The organism is Mycobacterium hainanense, assembly GCF_041890355.1.
Lineage (GTDB): Bacteria > Actinomycetota > Actinomycetes > Mycobacteriales > Mycobacteriaceae > Mycobacterium > Mycobacterium hainanense.
In genome coordinates, this window is the sequence record NZ_CP169059.1 from 2,108,427 (window position 1) to 2,133,282 (window position 24,856).

Genomic DNA, 24,856 nt, shown 5'->3' on the forward strand with positions numbered 1-24,856 from the left:
GACTGGGCCCTCTAGGCCAACCGTAGCGTCGATCGCGGTGAACGCATCTTGAAAAGCGTTTGAAGCGCGGGTCGTCAGCCGCCGACCGCTACGCCCGGCCGACCGCCGGACCAGCCCGACACCGGCCGCAGGCCCAGGTGCTCGCGGAGCGTCGTGCCACGGTAGTCGGTGCGGAAGCTACCGCGTTCCTGCAACAGTGGCACCACCTTGTCGACGAATTCGTCGAGGCCGCGTGGCGTCAGGTGTGGCACCAGGATGAAGCCGTCGCAGGCATCCAACTGCACATGGCGATCGATCTCGTCGGCCACCTGCGCCGGTGTCCCGACGAACTGCTGGCGACTCGTTACCTCGATGATCAGCTGCCGGATCGACAGGTTCTCGGCCTGCGCGCGGGCCCGCCACGTCGCAGCGACGGTCTTCGGATCACCATGTCGGACGCGCCCCCGGGTGATATCGGGATTTTCGACCGGCTCAACGTCGGGGAGCGGACCGTCGGGATCGTAGGCGGACAGATCGGTTCCCCAGACCTGCTCCAAGAACGCGATCGCCGTCGGGCCGCTGACCTGTTGCTCGCGGATGTGACGCGCGTTGTCCTCCGCCTCTTCCGGGGTGTCGCCGAGCGCGAACGTCGCGCCCGGCAGGACTTTCAGTTGGTCGGGGTCCCGCCCGTACGCGGCGGCCCGGTTCTTGACGTCGGCGTAGTAGCGCTGACCCGCCTCCAGCGATCCGTGCAGCGTGAACAGGGCATCGGCGTGCCGGGCGCCGAAGTCGCGGCCATCGGTGGAGTCACCGGCCTGCAGCAGCACCGGATGGCCCTGCGGGCCGGCGGGAAGCGAGGCCACGCCGCGGACATCGAACTGCGCGCCGTGGTGTTCGACGGGGTGGATCCGGGCGGGGTCGGCGTAGATGCCGGCGTCGACGTCGGCGACCACCGCGTCGGGCGACCAGCCGTCCCAGAACCGCCGGGCGACGGTGATGAATTCCTCGGCCCGCTTGTAGCGGTCGGCGTGGTTGAGGAACCCTCCGCGGCGGAAGTTCTCTCCGGTGAACGCGTCGGAAGAGGTGACCATGTTCCACGCCGCGCGGCCGTCGGAGAGGTGATCCAAGGTCGCGAATTGCCTTGCCACTTCGTATGGTTCGTTGAAGGTGGTGTTGATGGTCCCGGCCAGACCGAGCCGATCGGTGACCGCGGCCAGGGCGGCCAGCACGGTGAAGGTGTCGGGCCTGCCCACCACGTCGAGGTCGTGAATCTTGCCGCGGTGTTCGCGCAGCCGCAGCCCTTCGGCCAGGAAGAAAAAGTCGAACAGACCGCGCTCGGCGGTTCGGGCCAGGTGCACGAACGATTCGAACGCGATCTGGCTGCCGGCGTCCGGATCGGACCACACGGTGGTGTTGTTGACCCCGGGAAAGTGCGCGCCGAGGATAATCTGCTTGCGGCGCTTAACAGTTCGTGCGCTCATCCGGTCAGCCCCCAGCGCTTGGCGATCAGCTCGTGCGAGCGCAGCCGGTCGGCGTGCCGGTGCGTGACGGATGTGATCACGAGTTCGTCGGCGCCGGTCACCCGGCGCAGCAATTCCAGCCGATCGGCGACCTCGTCCGGATTGCCGACGAATTGCGTTGCGGTGCGGTCGGCCACCAGCTTGCGTTCGTCGTCGGTGAGGGGTTCGCAGAGGTCGGGATCCGGGTAGGGGATGGCGCCCTGCCCGCTTCGGATGGAGTAGACCCAGTGCCCATAGCTTGACGCGAGGTGGCGCGCGGTGGCGCTGTCCTCGGCGACCACGACGTCGGCCGAGACCACCACGTAGGGCCTGGCCAGCCGGGCGGACGGCCGGAACGCTTCGCGGTAGGCGCCGATTGCGTCCAGTGCGGTGCCCGGGGTGATGTGGTAACTGGCGACGAACGGCAGCCCGTGTGCTCCGGCGACCTCGGCGCTCTGCCCCCGGGTGCTGCCGAAGATCCACGGCGTCAGCTGGCCGTCTTCGCCCGGAACGGCATGCAGGTCTTGCCCATTGACTGTGTACGTACCGTCGAGCAGCGCTTCGATGTCAGTGAGCTGATCGGCGAAGTCGGGCGGTGCCGCGCATGGCTGGGTGAGCACCGAAGCCTGGGCGCGGAAGCGTTCGCTTTTCATCAGCAGCGTCGGGTCAAAGGGCGGGGGAATGACCAGACCGTCGACTTCGCGCCATGGCTGTGGCGTGGGCGGAGGTGCCGGCGGCGGCGACGTTGCGGCTTCCTTGCGCCGCTGCCCCGATCGGCCCAGGCCCATGTCGATGCGACCCGGATACAGCGCATCGAGAATGCCGAAGCTCTCCACGACCGCGACCGCCGTGGTGTGGCCGATCTGCACCGCGGCCGAGCCGACGCGGATGTGGTCGGTGGCCGCGGCGATCTGGCCGATCAGCACCGTCGGGGACGAGCTGGCCACCGAGACGAAGTGATGTTCGGCGAGCCAGTACCGCTTGTAACCCCATCGTTCGGCGTGCTGGGCGAGGTCGATCGTGTTGCGCAGCGCCGTCGCAGCGTCGCACCCGGCGCTGATCGGGGACAGGTCCAGGATGGACAGCGGGGTGACGGTCACTGCGCCACCGCCGCGTAGCGGTTGGGTGCGGGGGCCAATTCGAGCCGCTGGCGCAGTGTTTCGCCGTCGCGGTAGGCGGTGCGGAACACCCCGGCGCGTTGCAGGGCCGGCACCAGCTCGTCGACGATCAGGGGGAGGTCGATCGCGTTGACCGCGGGCCGCAGCCGCACACCGTCGACGCCGGCGTCTTTCCAGCGAAGCAGTAGTTCAGCCAATTGGCCTGCGCCGCCCGCGAACACGTGCGCGTCGGAGGAGATGGCGGCGGCGGGCGTCAGTGGGTCTTCGGCCAGCGCGACCACCAGGTCGGCGTACACCTTGAGCGCACGACCCGTCGCGCGCTCCGCTTGGGCGACGTCGCGCAAGATTGAGCGCAGCGAGTCGTCGTCGTGCGGGGTGATCAGCACGACGTCGGCGCCGGCGGCAGCGAACTCGTAGACGCGTGACGCGTGCGCCAGCGCCAGCACCACCGGTTGGCCCTGCGGCGGCCTCGGGGTGATGGACGGGCCCTTGACCGAGAAGTACTTGCCGGCAAAGTCGATGTAGTGCAACTTGTCGCGGTCGATGTACCGCCCGGTGGCCACGTCACGGATGACCGCGTCGTCCTCCCAGCTGTCCCAGAGCCGCCGTGCCACCTCCACGGCGTCGGCGGCCTCGTCGAACAGTTCGTCGGCCTCGATGCGGGCCCGCCGCCCGAACAGCGCGGCCTCGTGCGCCGTGGCGCTCACCCGCACCTGCCAGCCCGCCCGGCCGTGCGAGATATGGTCCAGCGTCGCAATCGCTTTCGATACGTGGAAGGGTTCGGTGTGGGTGACGGTCGCGACGGGAACCAAACCGATGTGTGTGGTGACCGGCGCGATGCGCGCGGCGACCAGCACGGCATCCGCGCGTCCGGCGAGCCGCCGCGGGGATATCTCGGGCCGCCGCCCCGGCTGAACGTCGAACGAGTCGTCGATGGTCAGGAAGTCGAGCAGGCCCCGCTCCGCGACGGCGGCCAGGGCGCCCCAGTACCGACCGCCGAGGTGTCCGCCGCCAGTGGCGTTGTGGGCGAAGGCGTATCGCCAGGCGTGTGGGTGCCAGCCGTAGCCGTCCAGCCCCACGGCCACATGTAGCTCGGTCATGGCACGCCTTCCGATTCGTTGCTAACCCACTGTGCAACGCTCGGGGTGACAATGCATTCCATGGCCGCATTAAGTTCACCGTGAGTAATACTTCGCCGAGCTCACGCCCCAGGCGCGGGCGGAAACACGTTCGATGACTTGGTGATTGGAGGGCTAGGCCAATAGCGGCTGCAATGCCGTCCGCAAGTCCGCGGCCTTGGGCACCCCGGCGCTACGGTAGCGTTGGCGGCCCTGGGCGTCGAAGATCAATGTGGTCGGCAGCGACAGCACCGACAGGCGTTTCGCTGCCGCCGGGTTGGCGTCGATGTCGATCTCAACGTGCGACACGTCCGGAAGATCGGCGCACACTTGCTCGACCACGCGGCGCACCGAAGCGCACGGGCCACACCATGTCGCGCTGAAGTGCACGACCGTCGGTCCCGTCTGAGCCAAGCCGAGGTCGGTGGTGTCTACGTGCGCGTCGGCGGCGGCTTCCCGCAAGACACCCGACCGCCGATTGATCAGAGCGCCGACCGCGCCGGTACCCGCCAGCGTCCCGATGATCGCCGTCGCGGCTATCGCCACCGTGCTCATGCGCTACTCCGCGAATCCTGCATGGGCTGTCGCAAATGGAGCTGTCTCAAATGGAGAAGTCCTCGCCATGCCAAACTCCGGCTTCGGGGGGGCGGATCACGCGGCCGGTCTCCGAGCCTTGGACGCGGGCCTCGAGTTCGGACACCCTGGTGAGCAGTGACTGCAGGCTGACGCCGACGAGATCCGGCATCATCGAGTCGTCCGGGCCGCCCCGCCCGGGGCGGCTGCGGCTGATGACTTGCCCGGGGACCCCGATGACCACGGCGCTCGAGGGAACCTCTTTCACCACTACGGCGTTGGCGCCGATCCGGCTGTCGTCACCAATTTTGATCGCGCCCAGAACCTTGGCGCCCGCGCCGATAACCACGCGGTCACCGATCGTGGGGTGCCGTTTACCTGTGTCCTTGCCGCTGCCGCCGAGCGTGACGCCGTGGTAGATGGTCACGTCCTCACCGACCTCCGCCGTCTCTCCGATGACCACGCCGGTCGCATGGTCGATGAAGAGTCCTGGGCCTAGGACGGCACCGGGGTGAATCTCTACTCCGGTCAGGATGCGGGTGAGCTCCCCAAGGATCCGCGCCAGCACCTTGGCCCCGCGGTTCCACAACCAGTGACTGATCCGGTGCCCCCAGATCGCGTGCACACCCGGGTATGCGAAAACCACCTGCAGCGTGGAAGGTGCGGCCGGATCTCGCTCCTTGGCCGCCTGTATGTCGCGCCGGATGGCTGCAAGCATGGGTCAATCCGCCAAATCGGCGAACAGTGGCGTGCTCAGGTAGCGCTCCCCGAAGCTGGGCAATACCACCACGACGAGCTTGCCGGTGTTTTCAGGACGCCGAGCCACCTCCAGGGCGGCGGCGACCGCCGCACCGGAGGAAATGCCGACGAGCAGACCCTCTTCCCGCGCCAACCGCCGCGCGAGGTTGATCGCGTCCTCGTTCTCGACTTGGATGACCTCGTCGACCAGATCCATCTCGAGCACGGGCGGGATGAACCCGGCGCCGATGCCCTGGATGGGGTGGGGCCCCTTCTGCCCGCCGGACAGGACCGGCGACGCGGACGGCTCCACGGCGACGAACCGAACCGACGGCTTGCGTTCCTTGATGACCTCAGCGACACCGGTGATGGTCCCGCCGGTACCGACGCCGGCGACGAAGAAGTCGATCTTGCCCTCGGTGTCGCGCCACACCTCTTCTGCGGTGGTCTTGCGGTGGATGGCCGGATTCGCCGGGTTCTCGAATTGTTGAGGAACGAAATAGCGTTGGTCGCTCTTGGCCAGTTCCTCGGCCTTGGCGATGGCCCCGGCCATGCCCTCGGCGCCCGGCGTCAGGACGAGTTCTGCACCGAAGGCGCGCAACAACATCCGTCGCTCGTTGCTCATCGTGTCGGGCATGGTCAGCACGCACCGGTAGCCGCGCGCGGCGCAGACCATCGCCAGCGCGATGCCGGTGTTCCCGCTCGTCGGCTCGAGGATGATCGTGTCCGGTTTGATCAGGCCGGCCTGCTCGGCCGCATCGATCATCGCCACGCCGATGCGGTCCTTCACGCTGTTGGCCGGGTTGAAAAATTCAAGCTTGGCGACCACGTCGGCGACCGCCCCTTCAGTCACCCGGTTCAGCCGGACCAGGGGGGTGTTTCCGATCAGCTGGGTGACGTTTTCAGCAATGCTCACAGACGCCATCCCAGCGGATGTCGAAGTGGATTGCAACGTTGGTCGGTGTGGCGAGGGCGACTGGAGTGAATCCATGGTGCGCTCCCTCCGCTGCCACCCCCGTCAGCACGCGCCCGTTGAGGTGCCGTGACGTTGCGCTGAGCGTTGTCTTGAAGGTGCCCGGCGCTGGTCGCAGGTAGAAGTCGACGTCCGGTTGGATCTCCCCCTCGATGGGGGCTCCGTCCGCGCCGACGAGCGTTTGACCGTCATTCACGTTGAGCTCCATGGGGGTTCGCACTCGAAAGGGGCCGACGAGACCCGAGTCGGCGACTGCGTGCCCGGCGATCAGCTGCGGCTCATCGATTTCACGCAACGCGGTGCTCGCACCCGCGAGCAAATAGTTGTACAGATGCACGACCCGATCGGAGTTCCGGTAATGCCGCGCGCCCGTCAGCCAGAACCCGACATGGCCGACGGGAGGCGTACCCGTCTGCCCCGCCGCGATCAGGCGGTAGTAGCGGTAACCGCGGCCGCGGTGGCCGTGACTGCTGACCGCCAGGGTGCTGCCCACACCAAGAGGGCGCCGGTAGTGTCCCTTGCCGGGGTTTGTGGTCAGTCGTGATCCCGAAACATCTTGCCAGTCAACCCCATTGGCTGATTTCTGCAGCCTCACCGTGACCGAGTCATTCGTGGTCGTCCACAACGTGTAACCCCCAAGTTGGGGCTCGCCGTCGAATTCGAAGGTGAGGACCGGTCCGGGTCCGCGTTTCACGCCGACGGGGACGTTCAACGGTTGGGTGTCCAGAACCAGGCCATTGGTGAACCACCAGATCGCGGCCTGGGTTGCCGCGATGGCCTCGTGCTCGCTGATGTTCGCCGCGCCGAGCGGGTAGCCGGCTGCACGCAGCTGTCGGCTCAGCTCATCGGCGGTGATCATGGGAAAGGAGTGGCGGAGGATCCAGTCGACTTGGGCTTCGCACGCGCGGTGTCGCAGGTGGGGCAGTGCCGACCAGCTCCCTGGGCGGTAGCGCGACGGAAGGTGTGGCGCAATCCCGCTGAAGTCCAAGGAGTAGGCCCGCAGATTGGGATGGAGCCGGATCAGATCGGTGCGCACGGCGGTGCCGTCGGCGAACACGATCCGCTCCACGGTGTGGGAGTAGGTCCCGCCGCGATAGCGGGTCATGGCGGGGAGTTCGGCGACCGGGCGCACCGAGATGCGCCGGCGAGTCCGCACCCGTGTCAGGGCGCGGTCGCGTATGGACAACACTGTCATGGGTTGTTGTGCTTCCTGGATGAATTCGTCGGTGACGCATTTGTGCGTGCGGGCTGAACGCAACCCGTCGACGGGAAAAACGCGCGACGATTAGAACGTCAAAAGGGTCCGGGTCAGGAATCAACAACAGCGACAACAGTCCACGGCAAGGCGGCGCGGGTTCGCGAGGCGCAGCTGTGCAGCGTGGTACATGTGCCCCACTATAGGGCATGATTCGACGGGACATTGGTCGACCAGAAAAGGGCACTTCGCCAGGTTGAAAAAACCTCGGTGAGTCTTACACTTGCCTCGGCTCGGCGCCGAGCCCTCATCGGCCACTGTGTCTCGGTACGGCCTCGACCCGGTCTTAGACCAAGACGGAAGGAAAACGATGACGTCGGCTCAGAGCGAGTCCCAGGCACTTGGCGACCTTGGTGCCAGGCAGCTTGCGAACGCGACAAAGACGGTTCCGCAACTCTCCACCATCACTCCGCGCTGGCTGCTGCACCTGCTCAGTTGGGTGCCCGTGGAGGCCGGTATTTACCGGGTGAACCGCGTGGTGAACCCCGAGAACGTCGCCGTCAAGGCCGAGGCCGGTGCGGGGACGGACGAACCGTTGCCCGAGACGTTCGTCGACTACGAGACCAGCCCGCGCGAGTACACGCTTCGCAGCATCTCCACGCTGCTCGACGTCAGCACCAGGGTCTCCGACCTGTACTCGAGCCCGCACGACCAGATCACCCAGCAGCTGCGGCTGACGATCGAGACGATTAAGGAACGCCAGGAGTACGAGCTGATCAACAGCCCGGAGTACGGGTTACTCGCGCAGGCGACACCGGAGCAGACGATCCAAACGCTCGCCGGCGCGCCGACGCCCGACGACCTCGACGCTTTGATCACCCGCGTCTGGAAGACGCCGAGCTTCTTCTTGACTCACCCGCTGGGTATCGCGGCGTTCGGCCGTGAGGCCACCTATCGCGGCGTTCCCCCGGTGGTGGTGAGCCTGTTCGGCGCGCAGTTCATCACCTGGCGTGGCATCCCGCTGATCCCGTCGGACAAGGTGCCGGTGGAAGACGGCAAGACCAAGTTCATCCTGGTTCGCACCGGGGAAGAACGCCAGGGCGTGGTGGGTCTTTTCCAGCCGGGCCTGGTCGGCGAGCAGGCGCCCGGCCTCTCGGTGCGATTCACCGGCATCAACCAGCAGGCGATCGCGACCTACCTGGTCACCCTCTATACGTCGCTGGCCGTGCTCACCGACGATGCGCTGGGCGTGCTTGATGGCGCCGCCGTGGACCAGTTCCATGAGTACAAGTGAGTACCGCGCGGTAGACGCCGAAAGCGACCTGCCCATCAGCGCCGCGGAAATCGCGGCGCTGGCCAGCCAGCTGTATGCGGCGAGCATCCGGCCGGGTCCGGACAGCCCTCCGCAGTCCGTGCCGGTCGCGCCGCGTGGCAGCGTGCCGGACACGACTGCTGCCACATCGGCGGGGCAGACCGCGGCGGGCGCCGCAGACGTTTACCCAACACCGGCGCCAGCGCTCGGTGTCGCTGACACCTACGTGCCGGCCCCGACGTCTTATCAACCCGAGCCGCCGCCGCAGACGGTGCCGGTTGCCCCGCGAGGCAACGCGCCCGACACCACCGCCGGCACGTCGGCGGGTCATGCGGCGGCGGGCGTCGCGGACGTCTATCCGGCGCCGGTGCCGGCACTGGGCCTCACGGACATTTATGTGCCCGCCCCGACGTCCCCGGAACCCGAAGCGCCCCCGCAGACGGTGCCGGTGGCGCCCCGCGGCAACGTCCCTGGTACTACGGCCGCGCCGTCGACCGGTCAGCCCATCGGTGATCTGAGCGCTTTCGCCGTGCCGACCCAGGGCATCGTGCCGACGGTGCCAGGCGTGCTGGCCGGCTCCGCGCCGACCGGCCCGGTGAGTCAGCAGACTTCGAGCGCGTTCGCGCCGTACGCGGCGCCGTTTGTGTTGCCCGAGGTGCCGTCGGTCGGCGATCGGGGCCGGTCTCATGCGGCACCCGCGACACCGCACACGCCGGCCGGCGACGAGCACAACTACTACTTCTTGACCGCTGCGGAGACGGTGCCGCGGCTGCCCGACGAGCACGAGGTGTTCGACGTCAACGCGATCCGGGCAGATTTCCCGATCTTGAAGGAAGTCGTCAACGGAAAGCCGTTGATCTGGTTCGACAACGCGGCGACCACCCAGAAGCCGCTGGTGGTGATCGACCGGCTGTCACACTTCTACGCGCACGAGAACTCCAACATCCACCGCGCGGCACATGAATTGGCGGCCCGCGCCACCGATGCGTACGAAGAGGCCCGCGACACCGTGGCCGATTTCATCGGCGCTCCCAGCTCCGAGAACATCGTTTTCGTGCGCGGCACCACCGAAGCCATCAACCTGGTGGCGCACGCCTGGGGCGCAAAGCATCTGCAACCAGGCGACGAAATCGTCATCACCCACCTCGAACACCACGCCAATATCGTTCCCTGGCAACTCATTTCGCAGAAGACCGGAGCGATCCTGAAGGTCGCGCCGATCGACGACGCCGGCAACCTGTTGCTGAGCGAATTCGAGGAACTGCTCGGCCCTCGGACGAAGCTGGTGGCCGCCAGCCAGGTGTCCAATGCGCTGGGCACCGTGGTCCCGGTGGACAAGATCGTGGAATTGGGTCATCGCTATGGGGCACGGGTGCTGATCGATGCGGCTCAATCGATTCAGCATGTGCCCGTTGATGTTTCCGAGCTCGGCGCCGATTTCCTGGTGTTCTCCGGACATAAGATCTACGGCCCCACCGGAATTGGTGCGCTCTACGGTACCGAGGAGGCGCTGACGGAGACGCCGCCGTGGCAGGGCGGCGGTCACATGATTGCCGACGTGACGATCGAACGCTCGCTATATCAGGGGCCGCCGACCAAGTTCGAGGCCGGCACCGGCAACATCGCCGACGCGGTTGGGCTGACCGAGGCGCTGCGCTATGTGCAGCGGTTGGGCATCGAACGCATCGCCGCCTACGAGCATTCGTTGCTGGAGTACGCGACGCCGCGCCTCGCCGACATTCCGGGTGTCCGGTTGGTGGGCACCGCGACCGAGAAGGCCAGCGTGCTGTCCTTCGTGCTCGCGGGACACGAGCCGCTCGAAGTGGGCAAGGCGCTCAACGCGGAAGGTATCGCGGTCCGCGCCGGGCATCACTGCGCCCAGCCCGCGCTCCGGCGGTTGGGGCTGGAGGCCACCGTCCGCCCGTCGTTCGCGTTCTACAACACGTTCGAGGAGATCGACGTCTTCCTCAGCGCGGTGCGCAGGATCGCCGAGGGCGGCACCAACGTCGGCTGACGGCCCACCCAGGGCCTAAGTGCCCGTGTACCAACCCAACACGCGCGATGTCAGCAATACGATGCCCAGCGAGACCGCGGCGACGACGGTGAGTCCGATGACCGCCACCACCAGCGGTCGCCAGCCGGTGCGCGCGATCTGGCGGATGTCGGTGTTAAGTCCCACGCCGGCGAAGGTCAGCAGGAACGCCCATTTCGACACGTTGGCGAGGTTCGCGGTCTGGCCTTTGGTCAGCCAGCCTGCGGTCGCGATCGCGGAGACCACCAGGAACCCGAGCACGAACTTGGGGAACTTCGCCCAGACGAACGCGGCTTTGGCCTTTGCGCCGGGCGCGATCTCATCGGCCTGGCCACGCGCGGCCCAGTACAGGGCGAAGCCCAGGACCACGAATCCGATCAGCGCGTTACGGGTCGACTTCACCAGCACCGCGATCTTGCCGGCATGGTCGGAGTACAGGTAGCCGGTGGCCGTGGTCTCGGCGGTGTTGTCCACCGAAAGGCCGGCCCAGAGGCCGAATTCGTGATCCGTCAGTCCGATCGCATGCCCTAGCGGAGGCAGCACGAACAGCGACACCGCGCCCAAGGCCAGGATCGCCGCGATCGCGTAGCTGACATCGGAGTTGCGGGCCCGGATAGCGCCCTTGGCCGCCACAATGGCCGATACCCCGCAGATGGACGTTCCGATTGCCAGCAGTGAGCCGAGCTTGCCCGACAGCCCGAACGCGCGCGCCACGACGATGATGATTGTTCCAGCGATCGTCATGTCCACCAGAATCTGGACCAGGCTGATGCCGCCCAGTTTGGCGATGACGCCCAACACGAAACGCGAACCCAGCGCCACGATCCCGACCTTGAGCCAGAATTCGTAGGTCAGCACACCGGGCCGAAAGATCGGGTGCAGGCCGATGGTGTTGGTGATCAGCAGCCCAATCACGATGGCCCACAAGACATATTCGATGTCGGGGACGGTCCAGTGGTGGTGCTTGGCCAGCCCGTTCCACCAGACCTGGGCGTACTTACCCAGCAGTCCGACCCCGATCAGAAGGAGGATGCCCGGCACATAGTCGACCGGGCGGGTGCTGGTGAAAGTGGCCTCGACGGACGTTTCGTCGGGCTCGGCGCGAATTGTGCTCACGCGATCACCACGGAATCTTCGGGAGCACGTTGGCCACCGCCAGCGCGACGATCACGCCGGCCACCGCGGTCGCCCACCAGTCCACCGATATCGAGCCCAGCCGCGCGGGCCAGCCGGGTCGCTGTCCCGCTTCTTCCTCGCGTCCGTCATTCGGACCGCCCTCACCCACGATGATTGCTCCTCGTCCACTACGGCGGCCATGGATGCCACATTCTGCTGAATAGTGACTTCTCGCCGCGTGGCGACCAAGTGATTGGCTCGTCCTGAATCTAGGTGCCTGAGTCCTGCCGTGGTCAGGTCGGCAGGCCGAGATTCTCGGCATCTGCACGGTACCGGTCCGCCCACTCGTCCGAGCGCTGGTCGGCCTGGCGTTCCAGTACCGGCTCGGGGGCCAGTCGTGGGTCGAGTCCGAGAGCCTCGAGTATGGAGGCCACGACCTGAGTCAGGTTGCGCCACAACACCGGGTACGGGATCTCCATCGGTTTGACGCCCTCGTCGGCGAACCAATTCCGCCAGCCCTCATTTTGGGCGCGCAGCATGGTGACGACGTGCGCGATCGCGCCGGCGTGATAGGTGGCGCGCGCATCGCGAGCCGGGTCCGGCCTGCCTCGCCACACCCGCGTCTGCACCGCTCGCCAGAACGACACCGCCTGCGAAATCACATCGGGCCGATGCACATAGATGAAGAGCGGCTCTTCGCCCACCACGTCGGTGATGGCGGCCAGAAGACCGTCGCCGCTGCGATTTGGGAGATTCTTCGCGCGGTTGAGCAAGAGTGGCGTCTGGTTCCACATCAGCTTGCCGCCCCACACGCCGTTCGGTGTCCTGCCGACCGTCCGGATGTAGTCGCGCCAGATCTCGGGCGGCGCGAGGTCCGGTGTCCCGGGGTCAAGCGGGTCGAGCAGGCTCAGTATCGATTCGTCCTCCACCCCGGCGAACCACTCGCGCGGCTGTGGGGCCTGGCTGGTGGCCGGCAGGTATTGAAAGAACTCCTGCGGTTCGCCGGCGACACCGGTCGCGCGCAGCGACTCGACCAGCAGCGTGCTGCCGCTCCGTTGGGACGCCAACACCAGGTAGGAAGACGGGGTATCGGTCACCCGAGTAAGCGTATCCGGGCGGAAATGCCGTTGCTATCGGTGCTTTTAGCCTCATGCTGAAGCTAACCCTTGCTTTGAGCGCCGATAATCCGAACCGTGTCGTCTGGCGGCGATAGCCGACCGGGACGGTGGCCGTGGGCGTTCAACTGAGTTGTTGGCAACGGAAAACTCGTCAAGCGACGAGCGGCCATTCCGCGTCCCCGCTGTCGAGTCGTCCGACGAAATTCGTGACATGCAACGCATGCTGGCCGGGCCGCCGCCGCGCGCCACCGGCCCGGAACCCCGGGTTCGAACTGAGTCGCTGAGCGAACGACATTCAGCGCCATCCTGGGGTTTCTTCGATTCTCGCGTGCCGGGTGTGCAGACGGCACGAGTCCTCCGCGAGCGTTACTCGCGCTGGCCAATTTAGCTTCGTGTTGATTCCAACCCTGACGCGGTATTGGGTTTGCCCGTAAATTCCCGCGTGATCTAGGTGCGCAAACTGACACCGCAGTCGGCGTGTAAAAACAACCGGTGCTTTCGCGTCGGCTCATTGCCGGCGCATTAATTGCATTACGAGAATGGAACACAGGATTGGGCCAGATGGACGTCGGTCGGGCGGAGCGAACCTTGTGAACGGCTCCACGATCGCGAAGCCCATGAATGCGTTGGGCGAGTTCTTCCTACTCAGCGCCCAAGCGCTGATCGCCGCGGTGCGGGGTCCGTGGGCGTGGCGGGAGTTGCTGGAGCAGATCTGGTTCGTCGCGCGGGTGTCCATCTTCCCGACGATCATGCTGTCGATCCCGTACACGGTCCTCATCGTGTTCGTCCTGAACATCTTGCTGGTCGAAATCGGAGCCGGTGATCTGTCCGGCGCCGGTGCGGGTTTGGCGTCGGTGACGCAGGTCGGGCCCGTCGTCACGGCGATGGTCGTCTCTGGGGCTGGGTCGACAGCGATGTGCGCCGACCTGGGCGCCCGCACCATCCGCGAGGAAATCGACGCGATGAAGGTAATCGGCGTCGATCCCATTCAGGCCCTGGTGGTTCCCCGCATCATCGCCGCAACATTCGTCGCGGTCCTGCTCTACTCGGTGGTCGCGGTCACCGGGCTGGCCGGCAGCTACGTCTTCGTGGTCTTCGTTCAGCACGTCACGCCCGGGGCGTTCGTCGCGGGAATGACGCTCGTCACGGGGCTGCCCCAGGTGGTGACGTCGCTGATCAAGGCAACCCTGTTCGGATTGTCGGCGGGGCTGATCGCCTGCTACAAGGGCCTGTCGGTGGGCGGCGGTCCCACCGGCGTCGGCAATGCCGTGAACGAGACCGTGGTCTTTTCCTTCATGGCGCTGTTTTTCATCAACATCATCCTCACGGCGCTCGGCGTGAAGGTCACCGCGAAATGACCGACGCACCGCGGGACCCCTCGTGGATCGTCAACTTTGGCCCACGGCTAACCGACTACGCACGCAAGCTCGGTGAACAGACCGCGTTCTACGGGCAATCCCTGGCCAACATCATCGACGCGGTACGACGCTATCCGGGCGAGCTACTCCGGCTGATTGCCGAGATGGGCATGGGCACAGGGGCTTTGGCGGTCATCGGGGGCACCGTTGGCATCATCGGCTTCCTCACCCTGACCACCGGCGCCCTGGTCGCGGTGCAGGGCTACGACACGCTGTCCAACGTCGGAGTCGAGGCGCTGACCGGGTTCCTGTCGGCCTTCCTCAACGTTCGGATGATCGCGCCGTGCACCGCCGGCCTGGCCCTGGCGGCCACGATCGGCGCCGGCGCGACCGCACAACTGGGGGCGATGCGGATCAACGAGGAGATCGATGCGCTGGAGGTGATGGGTATCCGCGCCATCACGTATTTGTCGTCGACGCGGATCATCGCCGGCATCCTGGTCGTCATCCCGCTCTACGCCGTCGCGGTGCTGATGTCGTTCATCGCGGCCAAGTTCCTGACGATCTACAGCTACGGCCAGTCGCGCGGGGTGTACGAGCACTACTTTTCCACGTTCTTGCGTCCCACCGACTTGTTCTGGTCGTTTCTGGCGGCGCTCACCATGGCGACGGGCGTCATGGTTGTGCACACGTATTACGGTTTCACCGCGACAGGTGGTCCCGCGGGGGTGGGGGAGGCTGTCGGGCGTTCGGTGCGGTCATCGATGATCGTCACGGCGTTTGTCTGCCTGGCGATTTCGTTGTCCGTCTACGGACAGTCCGGCAACTTCAACCTGTCGGGATGACGGCATGAGCAATCACAGGGAGAGCGGGCTGGGGCAACGGAATCGGGTCCGGCGCAGCAGGATCGACCCGATCTGGTGGGCGCCGACCCTGTTCATCCTCGTGGCGGCGATTATCGCGTTGACCGCGGGGGCGTTCTCCGGCAAATTCCAGGAGTCGATCCCGCTGACTCTGGTGTCGGAGCGGGCCGGGCTCGTGATGGAGCAGGGCGCCAAGGTCAAGCTGCGCGGCGTGCAGGTCGGCCAGGTGGCCTCGATCGGCACCGACGTGAAAGCGGCTCAGCTGCAGCTCAAGATGCAGCCCGGCCCGTTCAAATATCTGCCGAGCAACCTCGAGGCGGAGATCAAGTCGACGACGGCCTTTGGGTCCAAGTACGTCGACTTGATCGTGCCCGAACACCCCAGCCCGACACCGCTGAAACCCGGCGCGGTGCTGCGCTCACGCAATGTGACGGTCGAGGTCAACACCGTGTTCGAGAACCTCCAATCGGTGGTCCACGCGATCGATCCGGCGAAGCTCAATGCGATCTTGTCGGCCTTCTCGGAAGCGTTGCGCGGCAAGGGCGAGCGGCTCGGCCAGGCCATCACCGGGGCGAACGATGTGTTGCTGACTGTCAATCCCCGCATGGACACCATCGACAAGGACTGGAGGCTGTTCGGCAAGACGACGGCGATCTATTCCGGTGTGGCCCAGAATATTTTGTCGATCCTGGACTCGGCGGCGACGACCAGCAACACGCTGACCGAAAACCAACGGTCGCTTGACGCGCTGTTGTTGTCGGCGGTCGGCTTGAGCCAGACCGGCATCAACGTCATCGGCAGGAACGAATCCAACATTGTGCGGTCGATCAACCTTCTCGACCCGACGACGGCGCTGCTGAACAAATATTCGCCGACCTTCACCTGCTTGTTCCAGGGCTCGCAATGGTACGTGGACCACGGCGGGCGGGATGCATTGGGCGGCAACGGATATTCGGTGATCTTGGATGCCGGGCTACTGTTCGGTGACGATCCGTACCGGTACCCCAAACACCTGCCGAAGACCAATGCCACTGGTGGCCCGGGCGGCAAGCCCAGCTGTGGGTCGCTGCCCGACCCGAGTGCCAACTTCCCGGTGCGAGCGCTGGTCACCGACACCGGGTGGGGTGCCGCCCCGAACGAGATCCGCACCAACATGGCGACCGGCAATCCATGGTGGGCGAACTGGTTCCCGACCACGAAGAACCCGCCGGAAGCGCCGCGCTACTTCTACCGTGGGGGACAACCGCCGCCGTGAAAAGACGAAAGATGTCCGCCATCGTCGTGCGCATCGTGGCCTTCACCGCGGTGTGCGCGATGTTCACGTTCACGCTGGTCGCCGTCTTCGGCCAGTTTCGATTCGAGGACCGCACCGGTTACCAGGCGGTGTTCACGAACATCTCGGGTCTGAAGTCCGGCAACTTCGTCCGCATCGCGGGGGTCGAGGTCGGCAAGGTCGGTGATCTGCACCTGCAGCGCGACGGCACCGTCACCATCGGTTTCTCGGTGGACAAGGGCGTGCGCCTCACCGAGGGGACGAAAGTCGCTGTGCGCTACGAGAACCTGATCGGCGATCGTTACCTCGCCCTCGAAGAGGGCCCTGGCGCGCGCCGGCTTCCGCCGGGTGCGACGATCCCGTTGGCGCGGACGTCCCCGGCGCTGGACATCGATGCGCTGATCGGCGGGTTCCGGCCGTTGTTTCGGGCGTTGGACCCCGATCAGGTCAACGCGCTGTCCGGTCAGCTGCTCCGCATATTTCAGGGTCAAGGCGGAACCGTCGCCTCGGTACTCGCCCAGACCTCGGTGCTGACTTCGACATTGGCCGGGCGCAGCGAGCTCATCACCGAGCTGATCACGAACTTGAACACCGTGTTGCACACCTTTGCCGTCCGCGACCGCGAGTTCTCCGACGGTCTGGACAAGCTGTCCCAGTTCGTGAATGGCTTGGCGCAGCGCAAAGATGACATCTCCACCGGACTGGCCTACGTCAATGCGGCGGCGGGATCGGTCACTGATCTGCTCGTCCAGGCCCGCCAGCCGATCAAGGACGTCGTGCACGAGACGGATCGCATGTCCGCGCAGGTGCTGTCCGACCGTGATTATGTCGACAACCTGCTCAAACAGCTTCCCGATATCTACCAAGTTCTGGCCCGACAAGGCCTCAACGGCGACTACTTCGGCTTCTACTTCTGCGAGGTCTTGATGAAAGTCAACGGAAAGGGGGGCAACCCGATCTTCATCAAGCTGTTCGGCCAGCCGAGCGGGCGGTGCACGCCCCAATGACCAAGTCCAAAACCAAAGCCGGCAGGCGAAGCCCTTGGAAGATCGGCGCGATGGGTGTCTTCATCTTGGCGTGCGTTACCGTCGCGGCCTTCAACTACGAAAAGTTGCCATTCATCAAGAACACCAACGATTACGCGGCCTACTTCTCGGAGGCCGGCGGCATCCGGGCGGGTAACTCGGTGCGGGTTTCCGGCATGGGCGTCGGGAGGGTCACCGGCATCAAATTAGAAGGCACCAAGGTTCGAGTCAGCTTCACCGTCCGCAACTTCATCACGTTGGGGGACCGCACGGAAGCCGCGATCAAGACCGAAACCATATTGGGCGCAAAGATGCTCGAGCTGACATCGCGGGGGGAGGGGAAACTGTCTGGCACCATCCCGCTGGAACGGACCCATTCGCCCTATGACCTTCCCGATGCGCTCGGGGATTTGACGACCGAAATCAGCGGGCTGGACACCGCGCAGTTATCCTCTGCGTTAACCACTTTGGCGGATACCTTCAGGCAGACGCCGTCGCAGGTCAGGCCCGCGCTGGAAGGCGTGGCCCGATTCTCCGAAACGCTGAACAACCGCGATGTCCAGTTGCGCAGCTTACTGGGGAACGCGAACAAGGTCTCGACGGTGCTGGGCCGACGCAGCCAACAGATCGCGGCGCTGGTGGCGGACTCGAACGCGCTGCTGGCCGCGCTGTTGGACGAACGCGATTCCATCGACGCGCTGATGAACAACCTCACCGCGGTGTCACATCAGGTTTCGGGGCTCGTCAACGACAACAGGTCGCAGCTAAAGCCCGCCCTCGACAAGCTGAACGGCGTGCTCGAGGTCCTCGACAATCGCAAACAGGACATTCAGGCGAGCCTGCCCAAGTTCAAACGCTACGCGATGTCCTTCGGCGAATGCCTGGGCTCGGGCCCGTTTTTCAAGGCCTATGTGGCGAACCTGATCCCGGGTCAGATCAGCGGGCCGACGATCGACGCCCGCATGTACAACCGGTTCCTGGACCCCGAGCAGAAGCTGCCTTCGGAGTCGGTGGACCCGCCGACCGGTACGCCGCCCGTGCCGCCGGAGCAAGCGCCGCACCCGATTTGGTCCCAGCCCCCGTCGCCGGGTCCGGCGCCGGGCCCGCCGCCCGCGCCCGAGCCGGCGCCCGCGAATGGCCAACTAGGGGGACAGTGAACATCAGCCGCCGCACTCTGCAACGACTGACCGCTCTCAGCCTGGTCGGCACCCTCGCCGTGGCTTCGTTCCTGGTCGGCTCGAAGCTGTGGAAGCAGGTCGAAAGGAATACCTACACGGCGTATTTCACGGAAGCCAACGGCTTGTTCGTCGGCGACGACGTGCGCATCCTCGGCGTCACCGTAGGCGTGATCGACAAGATCGAGCCGCAACCCGACAGCTCAAAGGTGACCTTCTCCGTCGACAAGCAATACGCCGTCCCCGCCGACGCACGCGCGGCGATCCTGTCCCCGTCGCTGGTTACTCCGCGGGCCGTCCAACTCGTTCCCGCCTATGCGGGCGGTCCCAAGCTGAGCCCCGGCGCGTCGATCCCGCTCGGCCGCACCGCCGTACCGGTCGAATGGGATGACTTTCGCAAGCAGTTGGAGAAACTGACCGAGGCGTTGCAGCCGACCTCCCCGGACGGGGTGAATTCCCTCGGCGAAGTCATCAACTCCACCGCCGACAACGTGCGAGGCCAGGGCGACACCGCCCGCGACACCGTGATCAAGCTGTCCGCCGCGATCTCCGCACTCGGCGATCACGCCGACGACATCTTCAGCACCGTGCGTAATTTGCAGCTGCTGGTCTCCGCCCTGTCGTCCAGCAGTGATCTTCTGGCCTCGTTCAACCAGAATCTGTCCACCGTCACGACGCTGCTCACGAACACACCCAATGAAATCGCCAATGCGGTGAAGGGTCTCGACGGCGCGCTGACCGATTTGCGCGACTTCCTGGCCGAGAATCGGGAAGCCATGGGCGTGACGTTCGATCGGCTGGCCTCCGTCACGACCGCGTTGAACGACAGCCGCATGGACATCAAGCAAATCCTGCACATCGCCCCGACGGTGTTCCAGAACTTCCTGAACATCTACCAGCCTGCGCAAAGCGCGATGACCGGCATCATCGCGCTGAACAACTTCGCCGACATCCCGCAGTGGATCTGCAGCTCGATCGAAGCGGCGTCCCGGGCCCGGCTGGACCGGGTGTCCAAGCTGTGCTTGCAGTACATCAACCCGATCATCAAAAACCGGTTGTACAACTACATTCCGGCGGGGCTCAACCCATTTGTCGGCACCCAGGCACGCCCCAGTGAGATCACCTACAGCGAGGATTGGCTCCGGCCCGGCTATACGCCTCCGGCGCCGCCGCCCGACGCGCCTCCGCCGCCGCCGCCCGCCGCGCCGACGCCTCCGGCCGCCGAAGCACCACCCGCGGAAGCGCCGCCGCCACCGCCCGCGCCGAGCGGCACGGTCAACTCGACGCAAGTGTTGCGGGATCTGATGCTCCCGGCGGGCGCCTCATGAGGCGCGTGATGGTCGCGGCGCTCATCCCGGCCTGCCTCGCCGTGCTGTCCGGATGTGGCTGGAAGGGGCTGAACTCGTTCACCCTTCCGGGCACGTCCGGCCACGGCCCCGGCGCCTACACGATCCAGGCCCAAATGCCCGATGTCGTCACGATTCAGGAGAACACCCGGGTTCGGGTCGATGACGTCAACGTCGGCAATGTGACCAAGATCCAGTTGCAGGATTGGCACGCGCTTGTCACCATGCGCATCAACGGTGATGTTCACCTGCCGGCCAACGCGACCGCCAAGCTGGGGCAGACCAGCCTGCTCGGCTCGATGCATATCGAACTCGCGGCGCCCAAGGACGAACCGCCGGTCGGCCAACTGAAAGACGGTGCGCTCATCCCGCTGTCACACGCGAGCATGTACCCAACCACCGAGCAAACCCTGGCGTCCGTCTCGATCCTGCTCAACGGCGGCGGAATTGGGCAGCTGCAGGAGATCACGCAGGCGATCGCGAAGGCGTTCGCCGGGCGCGAGAACGACATGCGCAGCCTGTTGCGCCAACTGGACGAGTTCATCGCCCGGACCAACGACCAGACCGACGACATCATCACCGCGGCCGAGAACCTCAATTCGCTGGTCGGTCAGTTCGCCGACAAGGATCCGGTAGTCGACAAGGCGCTGACGACCGTGCCGAAAGCGCTGAAGGTGCTGGCCGACGAACGCACGAAAATCGCCGACGCGATCGACCAGCTCGGCAAGTTCAGCGCCATCGCGGCCGACACCGTGCGCCAGAGCAAGGAATCGCTGGTCAACAACTTGCGCAATATCGCGCCGGTGCTGCGGTCGCTTGCGGACGCGGGACCGTCGCTGACCAAAGGGCTTGATGGTTTGGTGGCCTACCCGTGGCCGGCGTCGACGGCGAGGAATTGGTTCCGCGGTGACTACGCCAACCTCACCCTGATCGTCGATCTCACGTTGAGCCGCCTCGACACCGGTTTCTTCACCGGTTCCCGGTGGGAGGGCAACCTCACCCAGCTCGAGCTGCAGTGGGGACGGACGATCGGGATGCAGCCCAGCCCCGCCACCGCGGGCAACCCCCTGACCTATCCATACCACTTCGGGGGGTACTGAATGCTGCGTCTGAATCGTCGAACGTGGATACAGCTGTCGATCCTGTCGCTGGTGACGGTCCTGTCTTGTGGCGCAATGGCTTTCAATTACATGAAGCTGCCCGAAACGCTTTTCGGGATCGGGGAGTACGTCGTCACCGTCGACCTGCCCGAGTCGGGCGGGCTGTACCAGACCTCCGTGGTCACCTACCGCGGCACCGATGTCGGTCAGGTCAAGTCGGTCGATGTGACCGCGACCGGGGTTCGCGCGGTGCTCGCGATCCGGTCCGGCGTCAAGGTGCCCGCCGACGTCCAGGCGTCGGTGCACAGCCGCTCGGCCATCGGCGAGCAATACATCGAGCTGACCCCCCAGCCCGGTAAGGGCGGCGATCACGGTCGCGCGCTGCGAGCGGGTGATGTCATCCCGGCCGGCCGAGTCGACGTTCCCGTCGACATCGGACACCTGCTCGATGTGACCAACCGTGCGCTGCAGGCGATTCCGCGCGACAACCTGCGCACCGTGGTGAACGAGACGGATCGGGCGGTCGGTGGCCTCGGGCCCGAACTGTCTCGAATCGTCGACGGGTCGGCGGCCCTGGCCATCGCCGGGGGGCAGACGGTCGGGCCGCTTGCCGCATTGATCGACCAGACGCCTCCGGTTCTCGACTCTCAGATCCAAACGTCGTATTCGATTGCCCGGTGGGCGAGTCGAACCGCGGCGATCACCGCCCAGTTCAAGGCGCAGGACGCCGCCGTCCGGGATCTGTTGACGCAGGGGACCAATGGGGTCGAGGAAAGCCGTGCGTTGCTCGATCGGGTGTCGCCGGCCCTTCCGGTGCTGTTTGCGAACCTGGTCAGCCTGGGCGACATCGCCGTCGTCTACCGGCATGACATCGAACAACTTCTGGTGCTGTTCCCCCAGGGCATCGCGGCGATGGCCGCAATCGTCGTGCCCAGCTCGAACACCAAACAGGAGTACCGGGGCGCACAGCTGGACTTCAACCTCAACATCAATCTGCCACCGCCGTGCACGACGGGATACCTGCCGCCGACTCAGCGCCGGTCGCCGGCCAACGTGGACGCGCCCGACCGGCCCGCCGCGGATCTCTTCTGCCGCGTGCCGCAGGATTCGGAGTTCAACGTTCGCGGGGTCCGCAACATCCCGTGTGAGAGCAAGCCGTGGAAACGCGCGCCCACGGTCGAATTGTGCGAGAGCGACGAAGAATACGTGCCGCTCAACGATGGCTACAACTGGAAGGGTGACCCGAACGCCACCTACAGCGGGCAGGGCGTTCCGATGTATCCGCCGGGACAGGATCCGCGACTTCCACCCCCGCGGGGCACTGCGCCGCCGGCGCCCGCGCCGCCGCCGCTCGCCGTCGCGACGTATGACCCGGCCAACGGCGACTACATAGGCCCTGACGGGCGTCGCTACACAGAATTCGACCTGGCGCACCCGCGTGCCAAGAACTGGCAGTCACTTCTAGTGCCGCCGGCCTAAGCAGAAGGAGAAAGATGGCTGAAGATGCCAAGAAGCACGAAGCCGCCGATGTCACCGAGGAATTCAGCGAATCGACGGCGGCCGACGACGGCGATATCGCCGAACAGGCCGACCAGGCCGACGGCACCGCTGAGGACCTAGCGGGTGCGCGGAACCGGCTCGCCCGCATACGGCAGCGGGTAATCCCGCGGCTATCGCACACTGGGCAGGCGTTGGTGGCCGGCGCCCTCGTCGTGACGGTGCTGGCGGGATTGACCGGTTGGCTCGGCTTCCGGGCCTACCAGAAGCACGAGGTACAAGCGCGGCGCGATCTGTTCGTTCAGGTGGCGCGTCAGGGTGCGGTAAACCTCACCACCATCAACTACACGGAGGTCGATGCCGACGTGCAGCGCATCATCGATCTGGCCACCGGAGCCTTCCGAGAAGACTTCGAGCAGCGGTCCAAGCCGTTCATCGAGGTCGTCAAGGCGGCGCAATCGAAATCAGAAGGCACCGTGACCGATGCCGGCCTCGAGTCGCAGCGCGGCGATGCGGCCCAGGTCCTGGTCGCGGTGGCGGTGAAGTCGCGGACCGCCGCGGGCGAGGAGGCGCCGCGGGAGTGGCGCATGCGGATCGAGGTCCGGTCGGCCGGTGACGACGCCAAGGTGTCGAACGTGGTGTTCGTGCCATGACGACGTTGAGTGAAACCCAAACGCACGACGAGGAACTGGTCGACGCCCAGGACTCGGCGACGCCCGAGGAATCAGACGCTGTCGCCATCGAGGAGGGCTCTGACGACGACCCCGGCACGACGCGGGCAAGGCCACCGATCGCGTGGTCCCGCGTTGTCGCGTTCGCGGTGCTGCCCGCCTTGGCGTTCCTGCTGGCGCTCGGCGCGGGCTACCTCAAGTGGGTGGTGGCTTCGTCCGATGACCACGCGCGAGTGCGAGCGGAATCGGTGCGGGCCGCGAGCGAAGACGCCGTCGCCCTGCTTTCGTACAAGGCGGATTCGGTGGATAAGGATCTGGCCGCCGCACGCGAGCGATTGACGGGGGAGTTCAAGGACGCCTACACGGAGCTCACCCGCCAGGTGGTCATTCCGGGGGCCAAGGAAAAGCACATCAGCGCGGTCGCCAAGGTCAGTGCCGCAGCGCCGGTTTCCGTGACGGCCAACCACGCCGTGGTCTTGTTGTACGTCAACCAGACCGTCACGATCGGGGAGGGCGCTCCCACCGACACACAGCCGGTCATCCGGGTGGCGTTGGAGAAAGTCAACGGCCGATGGCTGGTTTCGCATTTCGACCCGGTGTGAGCGCAGTGGTCATGATCGGATGGATACGCGCGCTCCCCGCGGCTGTGCTTCTCGTCGTGCCGGTGCTGCTGGCGCCCGCAAGCGCGCACGCCGACAACAAGCGGCTCAACAGCGCCGTCGTCTCCGCCGTCTACACACTGCAACACCAGGCGGGCTGCACTAACGACGTCATCAGGGACAACGCGCTGACACTGGCCGCTCAGTGGCATGCCGACGACATGATGAACAACCGAAACATCAATGACGACACCGGGTCCGATGGGTCGACGCCGCAGGACCGGGCCAACGCCGCCGGGTTCCGCGGCAAAGCGTCCGAAACCATCGCGATCAACCCGGCCATCGCCATCAGCAGCCTGGAACTGGTCAACCAGTGGTATTACAACCCCGACGATATGGCGATCATCCGCGACTGCGCGAACAGCTCCATGGGGGTGTGGTCGGAGAACAGCATGGACCGCAGCGTGGTGGTGGCGATGTACGGACAACCGGCACCCCTTCGATGACGGGTCTCCCGGCGGTCTTCGTGGCGAATCAGCTACGGCGGCAACGCGATTCAGACGATCTCCATCGAGGTGCAATGAGACGCGCGGGCCAGTCAGTCCCGGAGCTGGGACAGCACCTTGTTGACGTTGGAGGTCGCGCCGCGGTTATACGGCAGTTTTGACAGCGCCGTTGCCATGGCGCACGTGTCGCTGAGCGCGGCGAACGTCAGGCCCCCGCCGATCGCGGCGGCTACCCACTTGAGCCGTGGCACCGCGACGCTGCCCAGGACGGACGACAGCACCACCGATCCGGCGAGCAGACGAACCTGACGCTCGAGGTCCCACCGCTGCTTGCCGCGGTCGACGTCGAAGCCTTGGCCCTCCCAATCGGTGATCCCCTTTTCGAGGACCCGCCCGCTGGTCAATCCGGCGTTGCGCAATAGCGCCTGCGCTTTGGTCGAACGTTGTCCGGAACGGCACACCAGCACGACGTCGTCTTGCCCGAGACGCCGGGCGACTTCCTCGCCGTGCCGATCCAATACGTCGAGGGGGACGTTGAGGGACCCGGCGATGTGCGCGGTCTCGAACTCCGCGGGGGTCCGGACGTCGACCAGCCGTGGGGCGTTGGATGACTCGATCAGCCTGCGCAACTCGGTCGAGGTGATCGCGTCGGTGGTCGGTGCGTTCATGATC

General features: G+C 65.8%; 24 protein-coding genes. 13 read left to right on the forward strand and 11 right to left on the reverse strand.

Features of this window, described 5'->3' with window-relative positions:
* Positions 1-74: 74 nt before the first annotated feature.
* The 7 genes from ACEL92_RS09910 to ACEL92_RS09940 form a co-directional block, all read right to left on the reverse strand.
* On the reverse strand, positions 75-1,460 hold the full coding sequence (locus tag ACEL92_RS09910; RefSeq protein WP_374025393.1) for an NtaA/DmoA family FMN-dependent monooxygenase: 1,386 nt from the start codon (positions 1,458-1,460) through the stop codon (positions 75-77).
* A complete protein-coding gene (locus ACEL92_RS09915; protein WP_374025394.1) occupies positions 1,457-2,578 on the reverse strand; it encodes an LLM class flavin-dependent oxidoreductase in 1,122 nt (373 codons plus the stop codon). The genes ACEL92_RS09910 and ACEL92_RS09915 overlap by 4 nt, the downstream gene beginning before the upstream one ends.
* Positions 2,575-3,696 (reverse strand): LLM class flavin-dependent oxidoreductase, encoded by a 1,122-nt coding sequence (locus ACEL92_RS09920; RefSeq protein ID WP_374025395.1) that lies wholly within the window; start codon positions 3,694-3,696, stop codon positions 2,575-2,577. Before ACEL92_RS09920 ends, ACEL92_RS09915 begins: the two co-directional genes overlap by 4 nt.
* Positions 3,697-3,849: 153 nt before the next feature.
* Positions 3,850-4,269: a thioredoxin family protein gene (locus tag ACEL92_RS09925; RefSeq protein ID WP_374025396.1), complete on the reverse strand. Its 420-nt coding sequence runs from the start codon at positions 4,267-4,269 to the stop codon at positions 3,850-3,852.
* A 46-nt stretch (positions 4,270-4,315) separates the two neighbouring features.
* Complete coding sequence (gene cysE, locus ACEL92_RS09930; RefSeq protein WP_374025397.1) at positions 4,316-5,005, reverse strand: serine O-acetyltransferase; 690 nt, start codon at positions 5,003-5,005, stop codon at positions 4,316-4,318.
* Between the two features lie 3 nt (positions 5,006-5,008).
* Positions 5,009-5,941 (reverse strand): cysteine synthase A, encoded by a 933-nt coding sequence (cysK, locus tag ACEL92_RS09935; protein ID WP_374025398.1) that lies wholly within the window; start codon positions 5,939-5,941, stop codon positions 5,009-5,011.
* Positions 5,928-7,193 (reverse strand): TQXA domain-containing protein, encoded by a 1,266-nt coding sequence (locus ACEL92_RS09940; protein WP_374025399.1) that lies wholly within the window; start codon positions 7,191-7,193, stop codon positions 5,928-5,930. Before ACEL92_RS09940 ends, cysK begins: the two co-directional genes overlap by 14 nt.
* Positions 7,194-7,563: 370 nt before the next feature.
* On the opposite strand from ACEL92_RS09940, the gene ACEL92_RS09945 reads away from it, so the two are divergent.
* Complete coding sequence (locus tag ACEL92_RS09945; RefSeq protein ID WP_374025400.1) at positions 7,564-8,487, forward strand: family 2A encapsulin nanocompartment shell protein; 924 nt, start codon at positions 7,564-7,566, stop codon at positions 8,485-8,487.
* Positions 8,474-10,519, forward strand: a complete 2,046-nt coding sequence (locus ACEL92_RS09950) for a family 2A encapsulin nanocompartment cargo protein cysteine desulfurase (protein WP_374025401.1) — start codon at positions 8,474-8,476, stop codon at positions 10,517-10,519. The genes ACEL92_RS09945 and ACEL92_RS09950 overlap by 14 nt, the downstream gene beginning before the upstream one ends.
* 15 nt (positions 10,520-10,534) lie before the next feature.
* Here the strand turns inward: ACEL92_RS09950 and ACEL92_RS09955 are convergent, their stop codons facing one another.
* The 3 genes from ACEL92_RS09955 to ACEL92_RS09965 form a co-directional block, all read right to left on the reverse strand.
* Positions 10,535-11,653, reverse strand: a complete 1,119-nt coding sequence (locus ACEL92_RS09955) for a YeiH family protein (RefSeq protein ID WP_374025402.1) — start codon at positions 11,651-11,653, stop codon at positions 10,535-10,537.
* 4 nt (positions 11,654-11,657) lie between these two features.
* Entirely contained in the window at positions 11,658-11,822 is a 165-nt protein-coding gene (locus ACEL92_RS09960; protein ID WP_374025403.1) for a hypothetical protein, read from the reverse strand.
* A gap of 124 nt (positions 11,823-11,946) precedes the next feature.
* Entirely contained in the window at positions 11,947-12,750 is an 804-nt protein-coding gene (locus ACEL92_RS09965; protein ID WP_374025404.1) for a Stf0 family sulfotransferase, read from the reverse strand.
* Between the two features lie 611 nt (positions 12,751-13,361).
* Here ACEL92_RS09965 and ACEL92_RS09970 point away from each other — a divergent pair.
* Genes ACEL92_RS09970 through ACEL92_RS10020 form a run of 11 tightly spaced genes read left to right on the forward strand, consistent with a single transcriptional unit; the run spans position 13,362 to position 24,184 of the window.
* Positions 13,362-14,129, forward strand: coding sequence for an MlaE family ABC transporter permease (locus tag ACEL92_RS09970; RefSeq protein WP_374025405.1), 768 nt, complete (start codon positions 13,362-13,364; stop codon positions 14,127-14,129).
* Positions 14,126-14,974 carry an ABC transporter permease gene (locus tag ACEL92_RS09975; protein WP_374025406.1) on the forward strand — a complete coding sequence of 283 codons (849 nt, stop codon included), beginning with the start codon at positions 14,126-14,128 and terminating at the stop codon, positions 14,972-14,974. The genes ACEL92_RS09970 and ACEL92_RS09975 overlap by 4 nt, the downstream gene beginning before the upstream one ends.
* A gap of 4 nt (positions 14,975-14,978) precedes the next feature.
* On the forward strand, positions 14,979-16,247 hold the full coding sequence (locus tag ACEL92_RS09980) for an MCE family protein (protein ID WP_374025407.1): 1,269 nt from the start codon (positions 14,979-14,981) through the stop codon (positions 16,245-16,247).
* Positions 16,248-16,258: 11 nt separating this feature from the next.
* Entirely contained in the window at positions 16,259-17,272 is a 1,014-nt protein-coding gene (locus ACEL92_RS09985; protein WP_374025408.1) for an MCE family protein, read from the forward strand.
* The gene (locus tag ACEL92_RS09990; RefSeq protein ID WP_374025409.1) at positions 17,269-18,447 is read left to right on the forward strand and encodes an MCE family protein; all 1,179 of its coding nucleotides are present in this window, start codon (positions 17,269-17,271) and stop codon (positions 18,445-18,447) included. The genes ACEL92_RS09985 and ACEL92_RS09990 overlap by 4 nt, the downstream gene beginning before the upstream one ends.
* Positions 18,444-19,793, forward strand: a complete 1,350-nt coding sequence (locus tag ACEL92_RS09995; protein WP_374025410.1) for an MCE family protein — start codon at positions 18,444-18,446, stop codon at positions 19,791-19,793. The genes ACEL92_RS09990 and ACEL92_RS09995 overlap by 4 nt, the downstream gene beginning before the upstream one ends.
* The gene (locus ACEL92_RS10000; protein ID WP_374025411.1) at positions 19,790-20,911 is read left to right on the forward strand and encodes a virulence factor Mce family protein; all 1,122 of its coding nucleotides are present in this window, start codon (positions 19,790-19,792) and stop codon (positions 20,909-20,911) included. The genes ACEL92_RS09995 and ACEL92_RS10000 overlap by 4 nt, the downstream gene beginning before the upstream one ends.
* A complete protein-coding gene (locus ACEL92_RS10005; RefSeq protein WP_374025412.1) occupies positions 20,912-22,390 on the forward strand; it encodes an MCE family protein in 1,479 nt (492 codons plus the stop codon).
* A gap of 14 nt (positions 22,391-22,404) precedes the next feature.
* Positions 22,405-23,061 carry an Mce protein gene (locus ACEL92_RS10010; RefSeq protein WP_374025413.1) on the forward strand — a complete coding sequence of 219 codons (657 nt, stop codon included), beginning with the start codon at positions 22,405-22,407 and terminating at the stop codon, positions 23,059-23,061.
* Entirely contained in the window at positions 23,058-23,681 is a 624-nt protein-coding gene (locus tag ACEL92_RS10015) for a hypothetical protein (protein WP_374025414.1), read from the forward strand. The genes ACEL92_RS10010 and ACEL92_RS10015 overlap by 4 nt, the downstream gene beginning before the upstream one ends.
* An 11-nt stretch (positions 23,682-23,692) precedes the next feature.
* Positions 23,693-24,184 (forward strand): CAP domain-containing protein, encoded by a 492-nt coding sequence (locus ACEL92_RS10020; protein ID WP_374026160.1) that lies wholly within the window; start codon positions 23,693-23,695, stop codon positions 24,182-24,184.
* Between the two features lie 92 nt (positions 24,185-24,276).
* On the opposite strand, the gene ACEL92_RS10025 is transcribed toward ACEL92_RS10020, so the two are convergent.
* On the reverse strand, positions 24,277-24,852 hold the full coding sequence (locus tag ACEL92_RS10025; protein WP_374025415.1) for a rhodanese-like domain-containing protein: 576 nt from the start codon (positions 24,850-24,852) through the stop codon (positions 24,277-24,279).
* Positions 24,853-24,856: the final 4 nt, after the last annotated feature.